This window comes from Francisella noatunensis subsp. noatunensis (assembly GCF_009823375.1).
Classification (GTDB): domain Bacteria; phylum Pseudomonadota; class Gammaproteobacteria; order Francisellales; family Francisellaceae; genus Francisella; species Francisella noatunensis.
On record NZ_WBSX01000025.1, the window covers coordinates 1 to 17,556 of the forward strand.

Consider the following 17,556-nt stretch of genomic DNA (forward strand, 5'->3'; position numbering starts at 1 on the left):
TAGCTTTTTAACTTTACAGGATAGCTTATGATTATTTGAAGTTCTGCGGCTTTGATATAGCTTCTGTGCTATCTCAGCATTATAGTCACTATTTATACTAGTGCGATTAAGTTCCTTTTTTATAGCTGTTTCACTATAGCCAATTTTATTGGCTATTTGAGATGTTTGGTATCCTAATTTAAGTAATTCTTCTATACAATATCTATTTGAAAGAGTTAAGTGCTTTGGCATTTTTTAGTTCCTTATCGTTTATTTTAGTTTCGTCAAAACCTAATAAACTATATTTGGAACTCTCTTTCAACTATTTAAAACTTTCAGAATACAATCTAGCTGTTTAAAGTATTGTTTTATAGCAAATGATAATGTACTTTTTATATTAGAAAGTTCTTAAGGAGGAGATAGTGATAATGGCGAAAAATAAGATTCCAAATTCAAGGTTGATGATAAATTATGAAACTAAAGTGGATGGGGTTCTAAAGAAAAAAGAATTGCCTTACAGAGTTTTAGTTGTTGGTGATTTGTCGAAAGGAAGATCCGTAGATGCTAAAAAAGAGTTTATTGATAGAGCTGTTAGACGAGTAAATAATGGTGTTGATAGAGCCTTAGAAGATATGAATATATCTTTTGACTTTGAAGCTCCGAACTTTGTTTCAAAGGATCCTAGTAATCTAAAAGTTAATTATAGAATCCAAAGTGTAAAAGATTTTAAACCTGATGCTGTTGCTAAAAAAGTTCCAGAAATCGGAGCACTACTCGAAATGAAAGAGATATTAGCATCTTTTGCTAAGAATATTGAAAATAATCGCAATCTTAAAAAGACTATAGATATGATTTTTTCAGATAATAATGAGCTAGAAGCTTTAAAGAGTAAGATTCCTACTTTAACAAACTATACGATTAAAGATTCTGATGATGCAGAAGCTGTAGAATCTCAAGAGTCAAGCAATCAAAAGACAATAGAGGATAAATAGGAGAATTTTAGAATGACAGAAAATAGTTTAAGTCTTACAGATGAACTTTTAAACAATTTTGGTGGTTCAGCTGAGATTGATAGCGTACTTAAAAATATAGATTTTGATGTTTCAGGTGATGCATCTAAAGTTCTTTCTTTATCTTCAGATTATAATGCTAGAAACCTTATGGCATTATCTCTTGTGTTAGCAAATAATGAAAGTATAAATAATTATAACCAAAAGTATATCCAGAAAGTTATTACGGTAATTGATAGACTCATTGATTTACAAGTTAATGCTATTATATCAAATGATGAGTTTAGATCTCTTGAGCAAGAGTGGTTGAAGGTACAAGAGGTTTGTCAAGATGATTGTGATAATGTAGAAGTAAGTATATTAGACGTTAAGAAAGAAGAATTACAGTATGACTTTGAGAGAAATCTATATGACATATCTAGTAGCGATTTCTTTAAGAAAGTGTATGTTGCAGAATTTGATCAATATGGTGGTGAACCATATGGCGCAATACTCGGCTTGTATAATTTTGAAAACACTACAAATGATATAATTTGGTTGACAGGGATGGGCATGGTGGCAAAGAATTCTCATGCGCCATTTATAGCATCAATAGACAAGTCATTTTTTGGTGTTAAAGATCTATCAGAAATAACTCACATAAAGAGTTTTGAATCCTTGTTAGAACATCCTAGATATAAAGAGTGGAATGACTTTAGAAACCTAGATGTAGCTGCATATATCGGTTTGACTATCGGAGATTTTATGTTACGTCAGCCATATAATCCTGAGAATAACCCAGTTCAGTATAAGCTTATGGAAGGCTTTAACGAGTTTGTGGATCATAAGAATAATGATAGCTACTTATGGGGACCCTCATCTATTCAGTTAGTTAAAAATATGGTGAGATCATATGATAAAACTAGATGGTTTCAATACATAAGAGGTGTTGAAAGTGGTGGTTATGTAAGAAACTTAGTGTCATGTGTTTATGATAATAAAGGTGTCTTAGAAACAAAGCCGCCACTGAATGCTTTATTTGCAGATTATATGGAGCTATCACTTACAAATATTGGTTTAATACCATTTGTAAGTGAAAAAGGTACAAGTAATGCTTGTTTTTTTAGTGTGAACTCAGCTAAGAAAGTTGAAGAGTTTGTAGATAGTTTTGATTCTGCTAATTCAATGTTGATTGCTAATCTTTCTTATACTATGTGTATATCCAGAATTTCACATTATATTAAGTGTGTTATCAGAGATAAGATAGGAAGTGTTGTAGGTGCTGAGCAAATTCAAAATATTCTTTCAGATTGGATATCAGAGTTTGTTACTACTGTATATCAACCAACGCCTTTAGAGATGGCAAGATATCCTTTTAGGAATGTTTCTATTGATGTTAAAACTATACCGGGTAAACCAGGGTGGTATTCATGTAAAATAAATGTGATTCCTCACATTCAATTTGAAGGTATGGATACTACAATGACTATTGATACTAGGTTAGAACCAGAATTATTTGGCGCGAATAATAACTAAAAACAAGGAGAATGATTATGAACGAGATGATAACAAGACAGCAAGTTACAAGTGGTGAAATTATTTATGTTTGGACTGATCCTACAGCGTGTATAGGATCTCATCCAAATCGTAGATTATTTATAGACTCATTTACTATGGCAGGAATTGATCTTGATAAGAATATTGTTGCTATAGAAGGCGGAGAGGATGTTACAAAAGCAGATTCTGCAACTGCTGCAGCCAGTGTTATACGCCTATCTATAACTCCAGGCTCTATAAATCCAACAATAAGTATTACACTTGGAGCTTTGATTAAATCAAATACTAGGACTCTACTTGAAAGTGCTGTATCAAGTATATTACAAGCAGGGGCAACTGATATGAAAATAAAATTGGGTAACTCGAACAAAAAACAAGAGTACAAAACAGATGATGCTTGGGGCATTATGATTGATATATCTAATTTAGAATTATATCCTATTAGTGCAGAAGCATTTAGTATAAAAATAGAACCAACTGAACTTATGGGGGTTGCGAAAGATGGTATGAGATATCATGTAGTATCTATTGATGGACTTACAACTTCACAAGGTAGCTTGCCTGTATGCTGTGCTGCAAGTACTGATAAAGGAGTTGTTAGAATAGGGTACATAGCAGCTGTATAGTAAATAGGAGTTATATTATTAAAATGTTTCTCGAAAGGATATGTTGGGAAGATGGTCTAAGATTAGACAAAGGTATCTTAGACAAATCAAATTTGTCTATTTTAGAAAGGTCAAAGTCTGCAAATTATTTGCCAGCTAATCTTAATAAAGGTATCGTTAGTTTCGATTTAGATATGGAGAGTTTGCAGACGGGACTTATTCTAATAAAAGATCTTGTATTGTACTTAGATGAAAAAACATTTATTTTTTATGATAAATGCTATCCTCTGTCTTTGCAGGTAATGACAGATGAGTTAACTAATGATATCCCTCTATTCTTGAATGTTAAGGAGAAGATAGTTGAAAAAGAAGGTGTTAAGTACATATATAATCAACTATCACTTTCATTAGAGTATGATTATAGTGTTAAGTATAGTACGCAAATTGCATTATTTAAGTTAGATAGAGGCAAGTTAGTATCAGATACATATGATTTTCCTTTACTAACTCTTAATCACTATTTGATGCATGATACTTTTATAAAGCTCAATAGAATGGTTTCTGAATTAAAATCTTTCAATCGTTTTGTTTTCTCAACCTCAAGATCATATGCTGCAATTTTACTTGTATTCTTAATTAATAAATTAGAAAGAGAACTTAAATTTGCTGAATCTAATAAGTTAAATAGTTCTCCTAAGCAAATATTTGATCTAATTCATGATATTTATAGTTTAATCCAGCTTAACTTAGATAAGGTTGGGGATGTTGATAATATTGAGTTTGATTTTTATAAATCTATAAGGAAGATAAACTTATTGGCTGATAGATTATTGACTCTTTGTGAATATAGAAAAATTAATAACTTTATTAAATTTGAACTGCAAGGAAAAAAATATTTATGTGAAAACTTCCCCGAAGAGTTTTTCGTTGCTACTAGGTATTATCTTTTCATCAAAAGAAAGGCAATAGCTCCAGCTAATGTAAAATTTGAAAATAAAAAAGCTATGAGAATAACAAGTATAAGTAGAAATAAAAACGTTGTAACTCTCTCTCTTTCTGGAGTGAAACTCGTTGAAGTTGAGTATTCTATGATGAATTTTACAACACGGGTTGATAATATTGATGCAATATATGAAATTCAAAAAGGCTCGGAATGGGACTTTATACTTGCGGATAGTAGTGCGGTTTTTACAGCCTTTGAAGGTAGTGAAAACTTTGATTTCTTTATAGCATTTACCTAATAGAAGTTTTTGTTATAGGTATGTGTCACCAATATATTTGTTATTGGGCTTATTATTTTCTACAGCTATGTTTAGTTTTATTCTTATTGAGTTATTTCTAATATTTTTTTTAATTATTTTAATTCTAGTTTTTATTCGCTTTACATCCTTATGATTTTTATTTAAAAGAACTATATTTACTTTAATTAAATATATAAAGGAAGTTATATATCCACCAAGATAGATATTGCCAATATTTTTTTGCCCAACAAGAGAAGGAGACCTTTTGATTTTAACTAGTTCCTTTTCATAGTTTATGATAGTACAGTAATCTTCACTTAAAGCTTTATATAAAGCATTTATTGTATTATCAATAGTAAACTTATGGGCTGCTTTAATATAAGAGTTGCTTTGAGTTAATCTATGTAATTCCTTAGTTCTTATAATATATCTATACAATAAGGATCTAGTACCATACTCTAATACTTCAAGAGCTAAATCGTTATTATCATAGATGTACTCCTGATATCTTACCTCTAATCCAGCAAAAGGTTTGAGTTTGAAAACATTTATATCAATATATATATGTTCTTGTTTTCTCGAGATTCTAAGGATAGTGGCTGCTGCTGTACTATCCACTAAGATTGGTTCAAATCTCATATTTTTAGTTTGAATATTGTAGACTGAAAAAATTCTAAGAAGATGATTCAGAGAAAGTTTATGACATATTCTATTTAAATTTTCTATATTCATAAATTATTTATATGCTTTTAAAAGTCAAATAGTTTATTTAAATCATCATTACTAATATTGTCATTATTAGTATTTTCAATATCATCCCCCAAATCCATAATATTTTGAGGATCGTTCGTAGTTTTCTTAATCTTTGTTTTTATATTTATATTCGACTTATGGGCATCACTATCTTCTAATATTTTATTATTTTCTCTATATTGCTTTTTTGCTTCAGAGTTTGTTTCATAGAAATGATCTTGAGCTTGTGATGATGGGTTATTGAGAAAATTATTTTCCGGCATTCTTTCAAGATTATCTAAAAACTGATTATAGTCAATTTCATACATTTTTTTTGCTACGCTCCATTGGATACTAGATGAGTAATAATCTATATTCTTATGTATATCGCCAATGATTGGAGCGATCTTTTTGTATAATGGGAAAAAAACTTCAGGGAAATATTCTTTAGGATCAAAGTTGGCTAATAAATTTTGGATATCATCATAAACTATGGATGTCTCAAATATTCTTTGACTATCTACTAGGCTTTTTAGTACTTCTATTTTCTCAACTAGAGACAGCCATTTCTCAGAACCTTGAGTATTTGCCATTGTAGCTGGTTTGGCTTGTTTACTATTCGTTGTTACCTCTTCAGTTGTTTGAATAGGTACTTGTTCATCATTCTGATTTTTTTGTTCCTCAAGAGTAAGTGTGTTTTTGAGCTTATTTAATGTTTTACTAAGTTGTATTTTTAAATCAGAATCATAAATTATATTATTCTCATCAAACAAGTCTATCAGTTTATTTATTAGGTCTATAATATTATCTATCTTGGCAGAAGATATAGTTTCTAAATTTTTAATTTTACTAAGGTTAGCATCAACTATAATTAAGAACTTATTTATACCTTTTTCCGCTAGTTCATTTTTTTGTTTAGAGTCTGAGGGACTAATATTATAAAATTTGCTTTCTAAAATTGAAAAATAACTCTCAATAATCTCAGGAATTTTGTTAATTTGATCTAAAGTCAAACATATTTCTGAATTTAAGCAAAGGAATAAACTGTATATATCTATGCTTTTTGTGTCATTAGTATTAGTAACTACTCTCTCTATAAATTGATCATACTCTGCGTTTTCATATTTTGCATGAATTTGCATATTACTGATAAGATTTATTCTATCTTGAGTTTCTAGCTCTATGTTATTTAAAACTGATATCAACTTACTCACAAAACTCTCCTATATTACCAACTTAAAAAAATTAATAAACTTACAAGGAATAGGGCAACAGGAACACCAAATCTTAATAAGAGTTTCGCAATTTTGTGATATCTTTTGCGAGGTGTTGGACTATTAGACGTATCAATAAAACTAATTGAGTCAACTACAGATCTATCTATATGTTTAATAACTTCTTTTTTATATGCAAGGAAATTATGGTTATAAATATTTTCATAGTATTTACCATAAAAATCATTGTTGATAATTAGTGACACTGTTTGACAACATAATTGTGGATAAATATTATCTGATAGTAGGTTATCAATTATTTCAAAAACATATTCGCCACCATCTTTTCTATCGTAGTATTCTAATTGTAATAGTCCCCAAGAAATACCACTTCCTGATTCCTCTTTTAGAATCATTAATTTTTCATCGACATACGTAATTATTGGAAATGTTATGTATTTACATATTGTTTCACTATATTTTTCTAATAGCTCTTCTTGAAGAAAAAATATACTTTTTCTAATATTGTTACGATAGTATGCAATTTGTTCATTATCAACATGCTTTTCTTTAGTAATTTCTATTGTACTTTTTATAATGTCTAGAATAATTTCTATTTCTACAAAATCTGCCATTTTTATATCCTTTATCAAGAGTTATTCAAAACAATTTTTTTTATAAAGCTAAAGGTATTTTGGTTTATGAACTTACATATAATACCTATAAAAAAATCTAAGAAATATTTATATTTCTCATTATATCTATCGCTTGTGGTTAGAATTAGTTCGTTAATTACCGAGTCTAATTCCACTTTATCCAATAGACTTGATAGTAATGATATATCATCATCATCAATCTTTAAAAGTTTTGCTATAGCTAGAAATGTTGTTTTTGAGTACATATTCCTAGATATAATCATATCTACAATATTAAACATATCTCTAGAGTTGCTGTTGTAGTTTTCTATAGTTTTATTTATAAATATTGGAGAAATACTTGAGTTTATAGATGTTATTGCATTTGAATTAATTTCAATAAGATCAGAAACCTCAGCTAATTGTGTCCATGTTGTATAAGTATGGATTTTTGTTTCTAGTATTTTATTATCAAGTTCAGGAAAAACGATGCTGTAATTTAGTGATTGAGTATTTCTATTGAGGTAATATTCATTTTGACCCGAAAAAAGAAAACCATCGAAGGAGCAGGGTTTATTATTTTCATATATAGATAATACTTCTATTGCTTGGGCATTGTCTGTTTGATGATGTTTAAGTTTACTATCTGATAAGTTCAATGTAGTAAATGTAGCACTTGAATAATCATCAAAACTATTAAATATAGGTACTAAGTTTGCTCTAAACAGTGAGGATAATTTTTCTTCACTAAAGTTATCGGTTTTAATATTGAAGCTAAGATCTATTTTTTTTAAGTTGTTGTGCTTATATTTAAACAGATCTTTAATTCTTATATTGAATCCATACATCAAACTAGGGGAGTGAATATTTAGTACTAACTTTTCAGTAGGTTTAAGTTGTAGGTTAATAGGCTCTGTTGTTATATCTTTAGTCGTATAGGAATAATCAGAAAATTTAATTTTTACGGAGCTATTACTTGCTAATATTTGATTAAAAATATATGTTGCAAAAAATGGATCTTCTTCACAGAATCTAGGATCTAGCCAAATAGTAATATAGTCATATTCAAGATTATTCTCGAACTCTAAAGATAAGTTTATTAAAGTATCGCTTTGTTTAATTGTAGTTATATTTTTTAATGGCAAGATAAGACTTTCTGATCTGGTTGTATATGTTAAAGATCTATTAGTTCTCTTATCTTCAATAAAAAAATATTCTTGAGGACGAATATAGTAACCATTATGACCTTTATCTTTTATTTCTAATAAACATGATTTGGGGAGAAAATAATATAAACTACTATAATATTTGAATAAGAGGCTGTTGCTATAGTCAGAAATTCTTTTATTAAAGTCAGCTTTTATATCGATACTTAATTTATCAAAAATTTTCTTTAAAATAGCAGCATCATTTGTACTTAGATTATTTTTTATTTCACTCATGTTTGTACCTTTTAAGATGTTTTTACATTAATTTGTCCACTACTTATGAAGTTAACAATGCCTCCAGGGGCAAAAGTACACATTGCTTTGCTATTCATAGTATTTATTGGTGCTCCTTCTAATAGAGTAGTTGGATTTGTTGGTATAAAAGGAGAAAGATTCGGTATGCAAACCCAAGGAAAAACAAAAGGGTTCATTGTTGGATTTGCTGGGTTGGTACATCCTGCAAAAGGAAGTATATTAGCCCCAAGTTTAGAATCAGTAATATTTGAAGCTGGTAAATTACCTGCCAGTGTTTTTACTCTAGTGCTTAAATAGACTCCAGGTGCGAGACTAAATGAGCATTTGATTTGCGCAGTCATCGAAGGTGTCAACGTAGAAGCACTACTGGACAGATTAAGTTTTGTTGGACTTAGTAATATTTTTATATTATTGAGTTCTGATACCAGATTAGATATTGAGCCTTTAATATTTTCATCATTGTTAGATATTGTTTCCAATCGTTTTAGTGAGTCATTTATAATATCTAGCATTACACACTCCAGTAAGCTTCTTGCTTATTTTTTAATTTATCTATAGTTGGACTATCTGTAATCTCTTTAAGTGCTAAGAAGTAATTATTCGAAAAAGGGGGTAAATCATATACTCCGATGAGAGAAGGACATTTATAGTATGCTTGATTTAAAAGAAAGATAGTTAACTCCTTAGCTTTTTCTGTAGCAGTTGCATAATTTGAGTTAGAAATATTTTTATTTATTTTTACTAAGTGCTTATCTATGTTTACTCCTTTATTGCTGGGTATAGATGTTTTGATTTGCTTATATGTTAAAAAGTTTTTTTTATCAATAAAAAGACTAATTTTTTCTATTCCATTTTTTTCTTTAATTATTTTTTGCTCTCTAGCCTCCAATAAGGAGTAATTAGATTTTAGTAGGGGATATGTTTTATGAACTTCTTTTATAGATTTCTCTATCTTTTCTCGATTAAAATAGGATTTGTTTGCTATTTCCATAGCAATTATTTTTAGATGTTTTTCAAATTCGACAAAAGGGTATATCAGTTCAAAATCTTCATCAAATAATGCAAGGTTCATCGATGTAGCTATTTCTAATAAAGCTTGGAAATATTTGTTAAATATTCTAGTCAGTAAATTTGCAGGTGATTCTTCTATGATTTTTTCTATGGGATTATTGTGATTGTCATTTACGAATAACTTTTTATAAAGCTCACTCTCTTGATTAATCATTTCGTACAAAGTTTCTTCATCAAAGATAATGTTTGGGATATTTTTTAGATTTAATGCTAGTTGTTCAAATGATTCTGGTTTGGAAGTGTTTTTTGTAGTTTTGTGAAAGAAAATATCTTCTAGGTCAAAATCATCAAAATATCGAGATATGCTAAAAATTTGTAAATCTATAAAATCGATAATTTTTTCTAAATTTTCTGAAGGTTGTTCTTCTTTTATAGATGCTAATGAAGTAATAAAGTTTGTATTTGTTTTATTATTAATAATATTTAATTTTGTAGTATCATGTATCGTCGAATAAAAAGCTCTTAAAAGTATAAGATCACTAGTTAAGAGGGTATCTGTTTTGTAAATTCCATTTTTGATTACATAAGCTAGGTTTAATAAGCTTAGTAGAGGATTTTCTTTAAAAGGAAGAAGATTATTTATGCCTTGATAATTTTTTATAAAATTCTTGAGTGAATAAAAATATTCTTTATATTTCTCTATAAGACTCTCAGATTCAGGATTATTAATGGTTCTAGTATATAGTCGGATAAGCTTGTCACTATAACTTTCTGAATCATCAGTTTCTGAAATATTAAAAAGTATAGACTCTAATTCATTAATTTTTTTAGTTTTTGTAAGCTCTATCCTATACGATATATCTTTATTAACTGCTAATTTGTAGTCATTAAGTAATTTTTTTAAACCATTAAAGTGACTTATAAATGATTCAGTATCAGTGCAATTTAAAATATTATCTGTAACCTTTAATATTTGCCTGCAAAGTCTTTTTGATGTATCAGATAATATAAGATTTGTTGAATATTTAATATCTTCAGTAAGATATTTAAGATTGTACAAATCAAACTTTGTATAACTAGTTTTATCTTGAAATTTGATAATATTGTCGATACATTCGTCAATTTTGTTTATTCTAAAAGATCTTTCTTGATCATAGTATATACTGATATTTTCAAATAAATCTTTAAAGTCTTTATCGACAGTATTATCCATAAGTATTATCCCACCATTGTTCCTGCAGATCCTTTTATGCTTGCTGTTACACTTCCTTTGATGTTTACGTTTACACCTTCAGCATTCAGACTTACATCGGCTTTTATACTATTGTTTAGACTTTTTATTCCAATATCTTGTGATGCTTGGATATTTGTATTAGCAGAGCTTTTTATATTAATAGTTCCAGACTCTATAGAAATACTTGAGTCATCAAGCACAATAGTCGAGTTACCTATTTTGATCACGATTTTACTATCGTTGAGCATAATACTTGATTTTTTAGTAGCCAATAGTATTTCTTTTTCAGTTATAGAAATTTTTGAATCTTTGACATTTTCAGTTATTTGTTTTTCAGCTGTTGACTCTATAGATTCTGTCGCGTTATGAGAAATTTTTCCTGAGGATTCTAATTTAGTAGTACAGCCTTTTGACTCATCTTTTATATCTATAAGTAAACCTTGTTCTTCTAGGTTAAAAATATGGTCTGCTTTTGACATAACGCTATCCTCTTAGTCTTTTTCTATGCTACTATCATTTTTTATAGTAAATTCATTTACAGAATCTGAGCTTATTATGTATTTCCAATTCTCAATGCTCTTATTATCAGGTAATATGAAATACAAAGCGTAGTCTTTACTATCTTTATCAAGTGGGAATTCATTGTCTCCAGTTTTTAGATTTAACACTTTTACATTATCATCATATATTCTTTGAGAAATTGATTGATAATTATCAGAGTAGAAAGTATTTTTGTTAGGTTTTGACTCTAGGACTATTTTTGTTTTAGGCACATTATTGTTGATATACAAACCATCACTTGCACAACTACTAAGCCCTAGAGCTATAACTAATATTAATGAAACTTTTTTAAATAAGTTATTGTACATCAGTATCTCCTTGTTTTTGCCAATCTAATACTTGTAAAAATTTTGATTCGACTTTAAAGCTTACAGGGTATGTTTTACCATTATGTTTAACTTCCCAAGTACAAATATTATTTTCATCACAATTTGCATCTTTAATTGCTTTTAATATAGACCATTTACCATGGTAGCTTATTTGATCAGTACTGCCATCTTCAAATTTTATAGTTATAGTCGTTGATTCAAGAGAGTTCCAATTGTAATTAATTTCCATACTATTTGAGTATGCTATATTCAGAGAATTTACATAATTTTGTTTATCGAGAATTATACTGAAGAAGGTATAATCATTATCTTTATTTGGTATAGGAGTTATCTCAAACTTGATAGCTTGAGGATTTCTTTTTTCATCCCATAATAGTTTGTTTAATAAGTAAACTTTGTTAAATTTATTTAAGTAATCTATTTGCTCAGAAGTTGAAAAATCTTCACTGCGCCACTTATCATCGGTCTTATCATAAGATAGTAATGGAGATAATTGCTCTACAAATGTTGAATATATATAACCATTACTATCAAAATCTTTAGTTATCATTTCATTTGTGGCTATAGTATTACTATCTTTATTAAATGGGAATTGACTATTTATAAATTCGTACTTAATATTGACAGTATTATCAAGTTTAGTTATCGCATCTTGTATAGCTATGGTTTTGATAGTGTCAATAGCAACATCGAGATGCTTTTTCAGTAATTTATACAATTTATTGTTGTTTGGACTATTTATTTCTGAAAGGTCAGAATAAACTTTTTGTAGAGGTTTGTATCCTTGCTTAATTTTTTTATAAGTAGCTGAATAACCTTGCTCTCTTATTAAATTGTTTAACTGTTTATAGATTTCTCTATAGTCAATATAATTTTTTGATTTAAGGTATTCATCATTCTCTTTAAAATAATTATCTACAGGTGTCCAAAGTGAAACATCATTCTGTTCTTTAGAATCATTTTGTTTGCTTAATTTAACTATTTTTCCATAGAATTGTTGAAGCTTATTGATTTTTCTAGTTGGATTTGTTTCAGATTCATCGCTTACTAAATCTGTATTTGAGCTATAGAACTCTATTAAACTATTGAAAGAAGAGTCTTTCGATGACATAGCTAGCAAATAAAGATTTAGAACATTTTTATTCGAGATGTTTTTACTAAATTCAGTATCATTGTTGAGTCGATCTATCATTCTATTATAAGAATTTATATATTTTGCACTGTAATTGTTTATAGAGCTCTTATAAATAGCAATCATAAAGTCAGGCTCTATGTTAAAGTTACTTTTAAGACTATTAAGAAGTCTATCGAATTTTTTGTTGATAGGCTCTATGTTATCTTTAATATATTCTTTTGAATAAATAGGGGATATTAATATTTTTTTACTGTAGAAATTAGGTGTAAATTCCATATACAGTTTCTTACTTACAGGATTTGTTAATGGAAGTTCATCTTTATTATATGTAGAATTGACGACACTATTTAGAACATAATGTACTAGAGAAACGGTCATCGATCCTATTTGCTCTTTGCCTTCATCAGTAATGTCATTAGCATTTTTTTCTAAAGATTTTACTAAATAATAAATGTGATCTAGCATATCACTAAAGCTTTCAAATTTTCTTTCACTTTCCTTTTGATTAAATATTAAAGAGACACTTTTTGTGACTGAGCTTGTGTATGATGAATTACATGATTTTTTTGATGATGTGTCAAATTGTTCTTGATACATTGAGAAAATGTTGTTTACTTTAATTGGTATTATGTAATTATTTTTTAAGTCTAGTATGGAGTTGTCGATGGTACATTTATACAGGTATTTTATATATATATCATTTATGAAATTCGCTCTTTTAGTATTTGATATTCCTAGATACTCAGCATTGAAGCCCTGTGTACTTAAATAACTCTCAGAATCTTCTCCTACAACTAACAGGTGATTTGTATATAACTTATTAGCTCTACTAATAGCAGTTTTAATTGTTTCAACTTTCAAATCGCGATTTGTATAATTGATTACAACCTCTAGCTGCTTTTCGGACAGGTTTGTGAAACTGCTTATTATTCTAAGCATACCGTCAGTTTCTTGATTTACATCTTTATTATTTAAATATTCAAAAAATACTAAGAATGATGTGACCATTGATAAATCATATGAGTCATTATACCTTGGTAAAATTACATTCTTTAGTAGAGCATTAGCATATTGCTCGTAAATAAAATGATATTTTATTGATTTTGGATACAAAATATCAAGAAGCAAAGTATCATCAGTTTTTTTTCTAGCCTCTTTTAAAATTTGATGAGCATTAATTTCAGATGAAGGATCTAAGTTTTTTATAGAGATCTTATCTTTCAATCCAATCTGTTGAAAAATATTAATAATAAATATACAGCTAAATAGTAGAGATATTAAATTAATGATAATACCTTTGGGAGAACTACTAAAAAAGATTGTATCTCCTTTAGCTATTATGTTATCTGGTATATTTAGACTAAAGTTAATAAACACATTCTTGTCAATTGATTTTAACTGAGGGTAGATGTTTTTTAACGTTTTTCTTATTTGATTTAATATTTTAATATTATGATATTTATCATTAACATCATCTTTATGGCTAAGGATTTTTAAGAGTATAGCTTCATCAGTATTATTTGAATTTTCATTTGAAGTTAATTTGAATATTGACTTCTTACCAATAGCATTATTATAGCTTTGGTAATGTCCAGATGATGTATAGAAAGATATAATAAAGTTTTTTAATCTTAGTTTTGATAGTTCTTTATAAATCTCGTTTATATTGTTATTTTCGTGAGTATTAGAGATATCAATACAAAAATTAAGCTTATAAAATTGCAAGTTTAATTTGTTTTTAAATTTGTATAGATTCGAAAGATCATCGTTTGCGAATACTAATGAAGGGTTGTTTTTATCAATAACTATTAGAGGTAATTCATCATTATCAATGATTTGAGCATCAGGCTTTATTTTCATTATATAATCTTTTGCTGCTAAATAGTCTCCATAGAATATATAAAGCCCACCCAAGTTATTTTTTATCTTATTTGTTTTAATAACTGATTTTGCTCGTTTTACAATTTTTGAAATAGGTTTTTTGTTAGAAGATTTTAATGCTTTTAGCCATCTTTTTATAAAGAAAATACCCATAACTGACAATATAATTACTATTATTGCTAGAGAAATTATTAATATTTGATGATTTTTTATAAAAGTCATATTTTAATTCCCTTTTGATTTGTATCTAAGAAAGATCCCTTTTTTATTGTTTATTAAAAAAGAATTCTCACAAGCTTCATTAAGTTGAGTTAGTGAGAATGTCTCGCCATCACTTGTTTGTGTATATGCCATTTCACAGTTTTCTTTAGCACCAAGAAGCTGCCTTTGTAAAAGCTGTTGCTGTGCTTTTTCTGTTGAAATTGCTGAATTTGATATTAGTTGGATTATTTCAGCACTTTCAAGTGATTGAACCTCAATTAATATAATATCATCATTTCTAAGAGGCATAAATTGGTTGTTAGCAGAATTCATGTTTACCTTCATAGGTAGGTATATAATTGGCTTTTCAGAGGATTTATCAGGCAATATCTCTTTAGCGATTTCTACCGTATAAAAAATACTGGTCTTGCTATTTTGTATAATGGAGGTTCCTTTTTCTCCACTTTCTTGAAATTCTGAGAGTGAGCTTTCTTCAGGTTTATAGTTTTTAAAGAATTTATAAGCTTTTTTTGAATCGTTATTAACGTTTTCTCCGATTGTTATTTTGCCGTTAATATAAAATCTATCAAATGTCTTATAGTTAGGATACTCGGGAGCTATATTGCTATAGCTTTTAATTCTATATGTCACTGAGTTATCGTGAGTTCGATTAAGAATTTTTGTAAAAGCTATTTTCTCATATACATCTGATTCAGAATTAGTTTTGTAATGTAATCTATCTAGATTCCTGTATAACTCTCTAGTGCTATATTTACTTCTTGAAAATGATAATTTTCTCTCACATATGAATAGATTTTTTATATTTGTTGTGCCTAAGATGGAGCGGTTATCATTTTCTAGCTTGGATAAACTAATCTCACTATCCATAAGTGGAAGGGTATTTTTTGAGGTTAATAATATTTGAAATTCTGAAGAGGTAACTTCTTTATTTTCATTGTTACTATTTTGTAGATATTGTACGGCTTGAAAATTATCTTTATATATCGATGAGAAAGCTTTTGCTGAGGCATTAGAAGTTTTTCGTTCTTCTTTTCTTTTGTTATTGATAGTTACATCAGGAGAGATGTCATTTTCTTTAATATAGAGATTCGGTTTATTAGCTATTAGAGATTGTTTTTTAAAGCAGCTTATATCATAAGGAGATAATTTAGTTTTTAAGTTCTCATCAGAGTTTGAAATATTATTTTGTAAGGAGCTATCTATTTCATCGACGACATAGTATGTTACCTTACCATTTTTCTTGTCACAGAAATATTTTAAGTAGTTTTTATTTTGCTCAAGTTGATCAATAAAAAAATCATAAAAACTTCTATTCACTGTTGAAATGAATACCTGAGGTATACGGTTTTTTAAGCTATCACTTTTGTTTGTATCTAGAGAGAATAAACTACTAAAGAAAAAGTTATCCTTAAAAATATCATCCAAACTTTTATTGATATCGATATAAGAAGGCTTGTGTTTCGACCAAAATGCTTTCAAAGGATCGTGAAATTCTATTTTAAATTCCTTTACACCTGAAGAAATGTTTTTAGAGTAAGAGTAAATGCTATACTCAAAATCTTCATTGATATCTACATTGTTTGAATTAAATCCCACGACGACAAATCGACTTGATCTAGAGTGATGTTCTTTCTTAGAGTCCTTCTTATAGAAATTGAAACTATCGTTAATTTGAATATCTATTAATATAGGTTGATTTGGAATTAATAGAAAATCAAAATCCTTATGATTGTTTATATATGCTAAATTAAAAGTTAAGTCTCCACTTACTCCATAGATGTTTTCGCGGACTTCTAGATTTTTGATATGTGAGTTTTTGAGTGTAAGAGAGTTTTGTTTAAAGTATTGCTTGTTATTTGTAGATATAAAGTTAATATTTTCGGTTTCAAAGTTTTGATTGATGGGTTTTATATTTATGATTAATTCTTGTTTTTGCAGTACTGAGTTGTATGCAATATATTTCGAAAGATTGTTTCTTAATTCGTTGAACTCTCTTAAAATGTTTTTTTTCAGAGAACTTGATCTTTGTATTGCATTATCAATAATGTTTAGAAGGTTGTCTATTTTTTTGATGTAATCATAAGATAATTCAAGAATTAAATCTGATTGGTACGAATTCTTTAATTCTAAAATAGCTAATTCTAGACTTTGAGAGTCTTTATTACTTGATGAGAAATATAATGTGAATTGATCAATGTTATTTTTGAGTTGAGTAGTTTTACAATATTGCTGATACTTCTTATAATTAAGGACGGATATCAAACTTTTCTTATATAGTGCCTTAGTAGTTTTAAGTTGTAGATTGATAATGTCAATATTTTCTAATTTATGAGTAATTATATAATTATTAACTTCACAGGCAAGTTGAGCAGATGAGAGTGTAATGCTATCATCTGCAAGATTCGAAGCTAACTGATTAATTATATTGTTTATATTTAAGTCAGTTATATTACTAATAGTTATCATTGCTTAAATCTATAATTAAAATCTGTAGTTGAAAGCATTTTACATAAGCTCTTATATGTAAGCTATATGTTTACAGCTGAAATTTTATTGTGTCCCAAAAGCGTTAAAACGTGATGTAGAGTGTATAAAAATGTTATATGGGTGTTGGTTTTATAGATGATTTTATATTTGGATAAAAAAAGTTGTAAAAAGTTTAATTTTTTTTAAAAAAGGTGTTGCATTTTGATTGGAGGATGCGTATTATATGTCTTCAACGGCTGACGAGTGATGTTAACGGTGAGAAGCTAAGGCTTCTAAGATAT

Annotated in this window: 15 protein-coding genes; 4 read left to right on the forward strand and 11 right to left on the reverse strand. The window is 28.1% G+C overall.

All coding sequences use genetic code 11. The annotated features are described in order from the left end of the window. A partial coding sequence (locus F8C69_RS03405) for a helix-turn-helix domain-containing protein (protein WP_159183792.1) occupies positions 1-231 on the reverse strand: 231 nt, incomplete at its 3' end. Positions 232-407: 176 nt separating this feature from the next. On the opposite strand from F8C69_RS03405, the gene tssB reads away from it, so the two are divergent. The 4 genes from tssB to tssK are packed head-to-tail and all read left to right on the forward strand — an operon-like array spanning position 408 to position 4,371. Then, on the forward strand, positions 408-971 hold the full coding sequence (tssB, locus tag F8C69_RS03410; protein WP_159184201.1) for a type VI secretion system contractile sheath small subunit: 564 nt from the start codon (positions 408-410) through the stop codon (positions 969-971). A gap of 12 nt (positions 972-983) precedes the next feature. Next, positions 984-2,504: a type VI secretion system contractile sheath large subunit gene (tssC, locus tag F8C69_RS03415; protein ID WP_159184202.1), complete on the forward strand. Its 1,521-nt coding sequence runs from the start codon at positions 984-986 to the stop codon at positions 2,502-2,504. A 17-nt stretch (positions 2,505-2,521) separates the two neighbouring features. Continuing rightward, the gene (gene iglC, locus F8C69_RS03420) at positions 2,522-3,151 is read left to right on the forward strand and encodes a type VI secretion system tube protein IglC (protein ID WP_200147156.1); all 630 of its coding nucleotides are present in this window, start codon (positions 2,522-2,524) and stop codon (positions 3,149-3,151) included. Between the two features lie 23 nt (positions 3,152-3,174). Then, positions 3,175-4,371 carry a type VI secretion system baseplate subunit TssK gene (gene tssK / locus F8C69_RS03425; protein WP_192189670.1) on the forward strand — a complete coding sequence of 399 codons (1,197 nt, stop codon included), beginning with the start codon at positions 3,175-3,177 and terminating at the stop codon, positions 4,369-4,371. Positions 4,372-4,383: 12 nt separating this feature from the next. On the opposite strand, the gene iglJ is transcribed toward tssK, so the two are convergent. Genes iglJ through F8C69_RS03475 form a run of 10 tightly spaced genes read right to left on the reverse strand, consistent with a single transcriptional unit; the run spans position 4,384 to position 17,254 of the window. After that, positions 4,384-5,103: a type VI secretion system baseplate protein IglJ gene (iglJ, locus tag F8C69_RS03430; protein ID WP_159184204.1), complete on the reverse strand. Its 720-nt coding sequence runs from the start codon at positions 5,101-5,103 to the stop codon at positions 4,384-4,386. A 17-nt stretch (positions 5,104-5,120) separates the two neighbouring features. Continuing rightward, positions 5,121-6,317, reverse strand: a complete 1,197-nt coding sequence (locus F8C69_RS03435) for a type VI secretion system protein IglI family protein (protein ID WP_159184205.1) — start codon at positions 6,315-6,317, stop codon at positions 5,121-5,123. Positions 6,318-6,331: 14 nt separating this feature from the next. After that, positions 6,332-6,952, reverse strand: a complete 621-nt coding sequence (locus F8C69_RS03440; protein WP_159184206.1) for a DotU family type IV/VI secretion system protein — start codon at positions 6,950-6,952, stop codon at positions 6,332-6,334. A 14-nt stretch (positions 6,953-6,966) separates the two neighbouring features. Beyond that, a complete protein-coding gene (gene iglH / locus F8C69_RS03445; RefSeq protein ID WP_159184207.1) occupies positions 6,967-8,394 on the reverse strand; it encodes a type VI secretion system baseplate subunit TssF/IglH in 1,428 nt (475 codons plus the stop codon). An 11-nt stretch (positions 8,395-8,405) separates the two neighbouring features. Next, positions 8,406-8,927, reverse strand: a complete 522-nt coding sequence (gene iglG, locus F8C69_RS03450; RefSeq protein WP_159184208.1) for a type VI secretion system PAAR-like protein IglG — start codon at positions 8,925-8,927, stop codon at positions 8,406-8,408. Further along, a complete protein-coding gene (locus tag F8C69_RS03455) occupies positions 8,927-10,639 on the reverse strand; it encodes a hypothetical protein (RefSeq protein ID WP_159184209.1) in 1,713 nt (570 codons plus the stop codon). The genes iglG and F8C69_RS03455 overlap by 1 nt, the downstream gene beginning before the upstream one ends. Before the next feature lie 5 nt (positions 10,640-10,644). Continuing rightward, complete coding sequence (gene tssI, locus F8C69_RS03460) at positions 10,645-11,139, reverse strand: type VI secretion system tip protein TssI/VgrG (protein ID WP_036774885.1); 495 nt, start codon at positions 11,137-11,139, stop codon at positions 10,645-10,647. 12 nt (positions 11,140-11,151) lie between these two features. After that, complete coding sequence (iglE, locus tag F8C69_RS03465; RefSeq protein WP_044526572.1) at positions 11,152-11,529, reverse strand: type VI secretion system lipoprotein IglE; 378 nt, start codon at positions 11,527-11,529, stop codon at positions 11,152-11,154. Beyond that, the gene (locus tag F8C69_RS03470) at positions 11,519-14,788 is read right to left on the reverse strand and encodes a hypothetical protein (RefSeq protein ID WP_159184210.1); all 3,270 of its coding nucleotides are present in this window, start codon (positions 14,786-14,788) and stop codon (positions 11,519-11,521) included. The genes iglE and F8C69_RS03470 overlap by 11 nt, the downstream gene beginning before the upstream one ends. Before the next feature lie 3 nt (positions 14,789-14,791). After that, positions 14,792-17,254, reverse strand: coding sequence for a pathogenicity determinant protein PdpA1 (locus F8C69_RS03475; protein ID WP_159184211.1), 2,463 nt, complete (start codon positions 17,252-17,254; stop codon positions 14,792-14,794). Positions 17,255-17,556: the final 302 nt, after the last annotated feature.

Bases quoted from the DNA above. Each gene is read 5' to 3' on its own strand.
- tssB (WP_159184201.1), top strand. From the start codon at position 408: ATGGCGAAAAATAAGATTCCAAATTCAAGGTTGATGATAAATTATGAA.
- tssC (WP_159184202.1), top strand. From the start codon at position 984: ATGACAGAAAATAGTTTAAGTCTTACAGATGAACTTTTAAACAATTTT.
- iglC (WP_200147156.1), top strand. From the start codon at position 2,522: ATGAACGAGATGATAACAAGACAGCAAGTTACAAGTGGTGAAATTATT.
- tssK (WP_192189670.1), top strand. From the start codon at position 3,175: ATGTTTCTCGAAAGGATATGTTGGGAAGATGGTCTAAGATTAGACAAA.
- iglJ (WP_159184204.1), bottom strand. From the start codon at position 5,103: ATGAATATAGAAAATTTAAATAGAATATGTCATAAACTTTCTCTGAAT.
- F8C69_RS03440 (WP_159184206.1), bottom strand. From the start codon at position 6,952: ATGGCAGATTTTGTAGAAATAGAAATTATTCTAGACATTATAAAAAGT.
- iglH (WP_159184207.1), bottom strand. From the start codon at position 8,394: ATGAGTGAAATAAAAAATAATCTAAGTACAAATGATGCTGCTATTTTA.
- iglG (WP_159184208.1), bottom strand. From the start codon at position 8,927: ATGCTAGATATTATAAATGACTCACTAAAACGATTGGAAACAATATCT.
- F8C69_RS03455 (WP_159184209.1), bottom strand. From the start codon at position 10,639: ATGGATAATACTGTCGATAAAGACTTTAAAGATTTATTTGAAAATATC.
- tssI (WP_036774885.1), bottom strand. From the start codon at position 11,139: ATGTCAAAAGCAGACCATATTTTTAACCTAGAAGAACAAGGTTTACTT.
- iglE (WP_044526572.1), bottom strand. From the start codon at position 11,529: ATGTACAATAACTTATTTAAAAAAGTTTCATTAATATTAGTTATAGCT.
- F8C69_RS03470 (WP_159184210.1), bottom strand. From the start codon at position 14,788: ATGACTTTTATAAAAAATCATCAAATATTAATAATTTCTCTAGCAATA.
- F8C69_RS03475 (WP_159184211.1), bottom strand. From the start codon at position 17,254: ATGATAACTATTAGTAATATAACTGACTTAAATATAAACAATATAATT.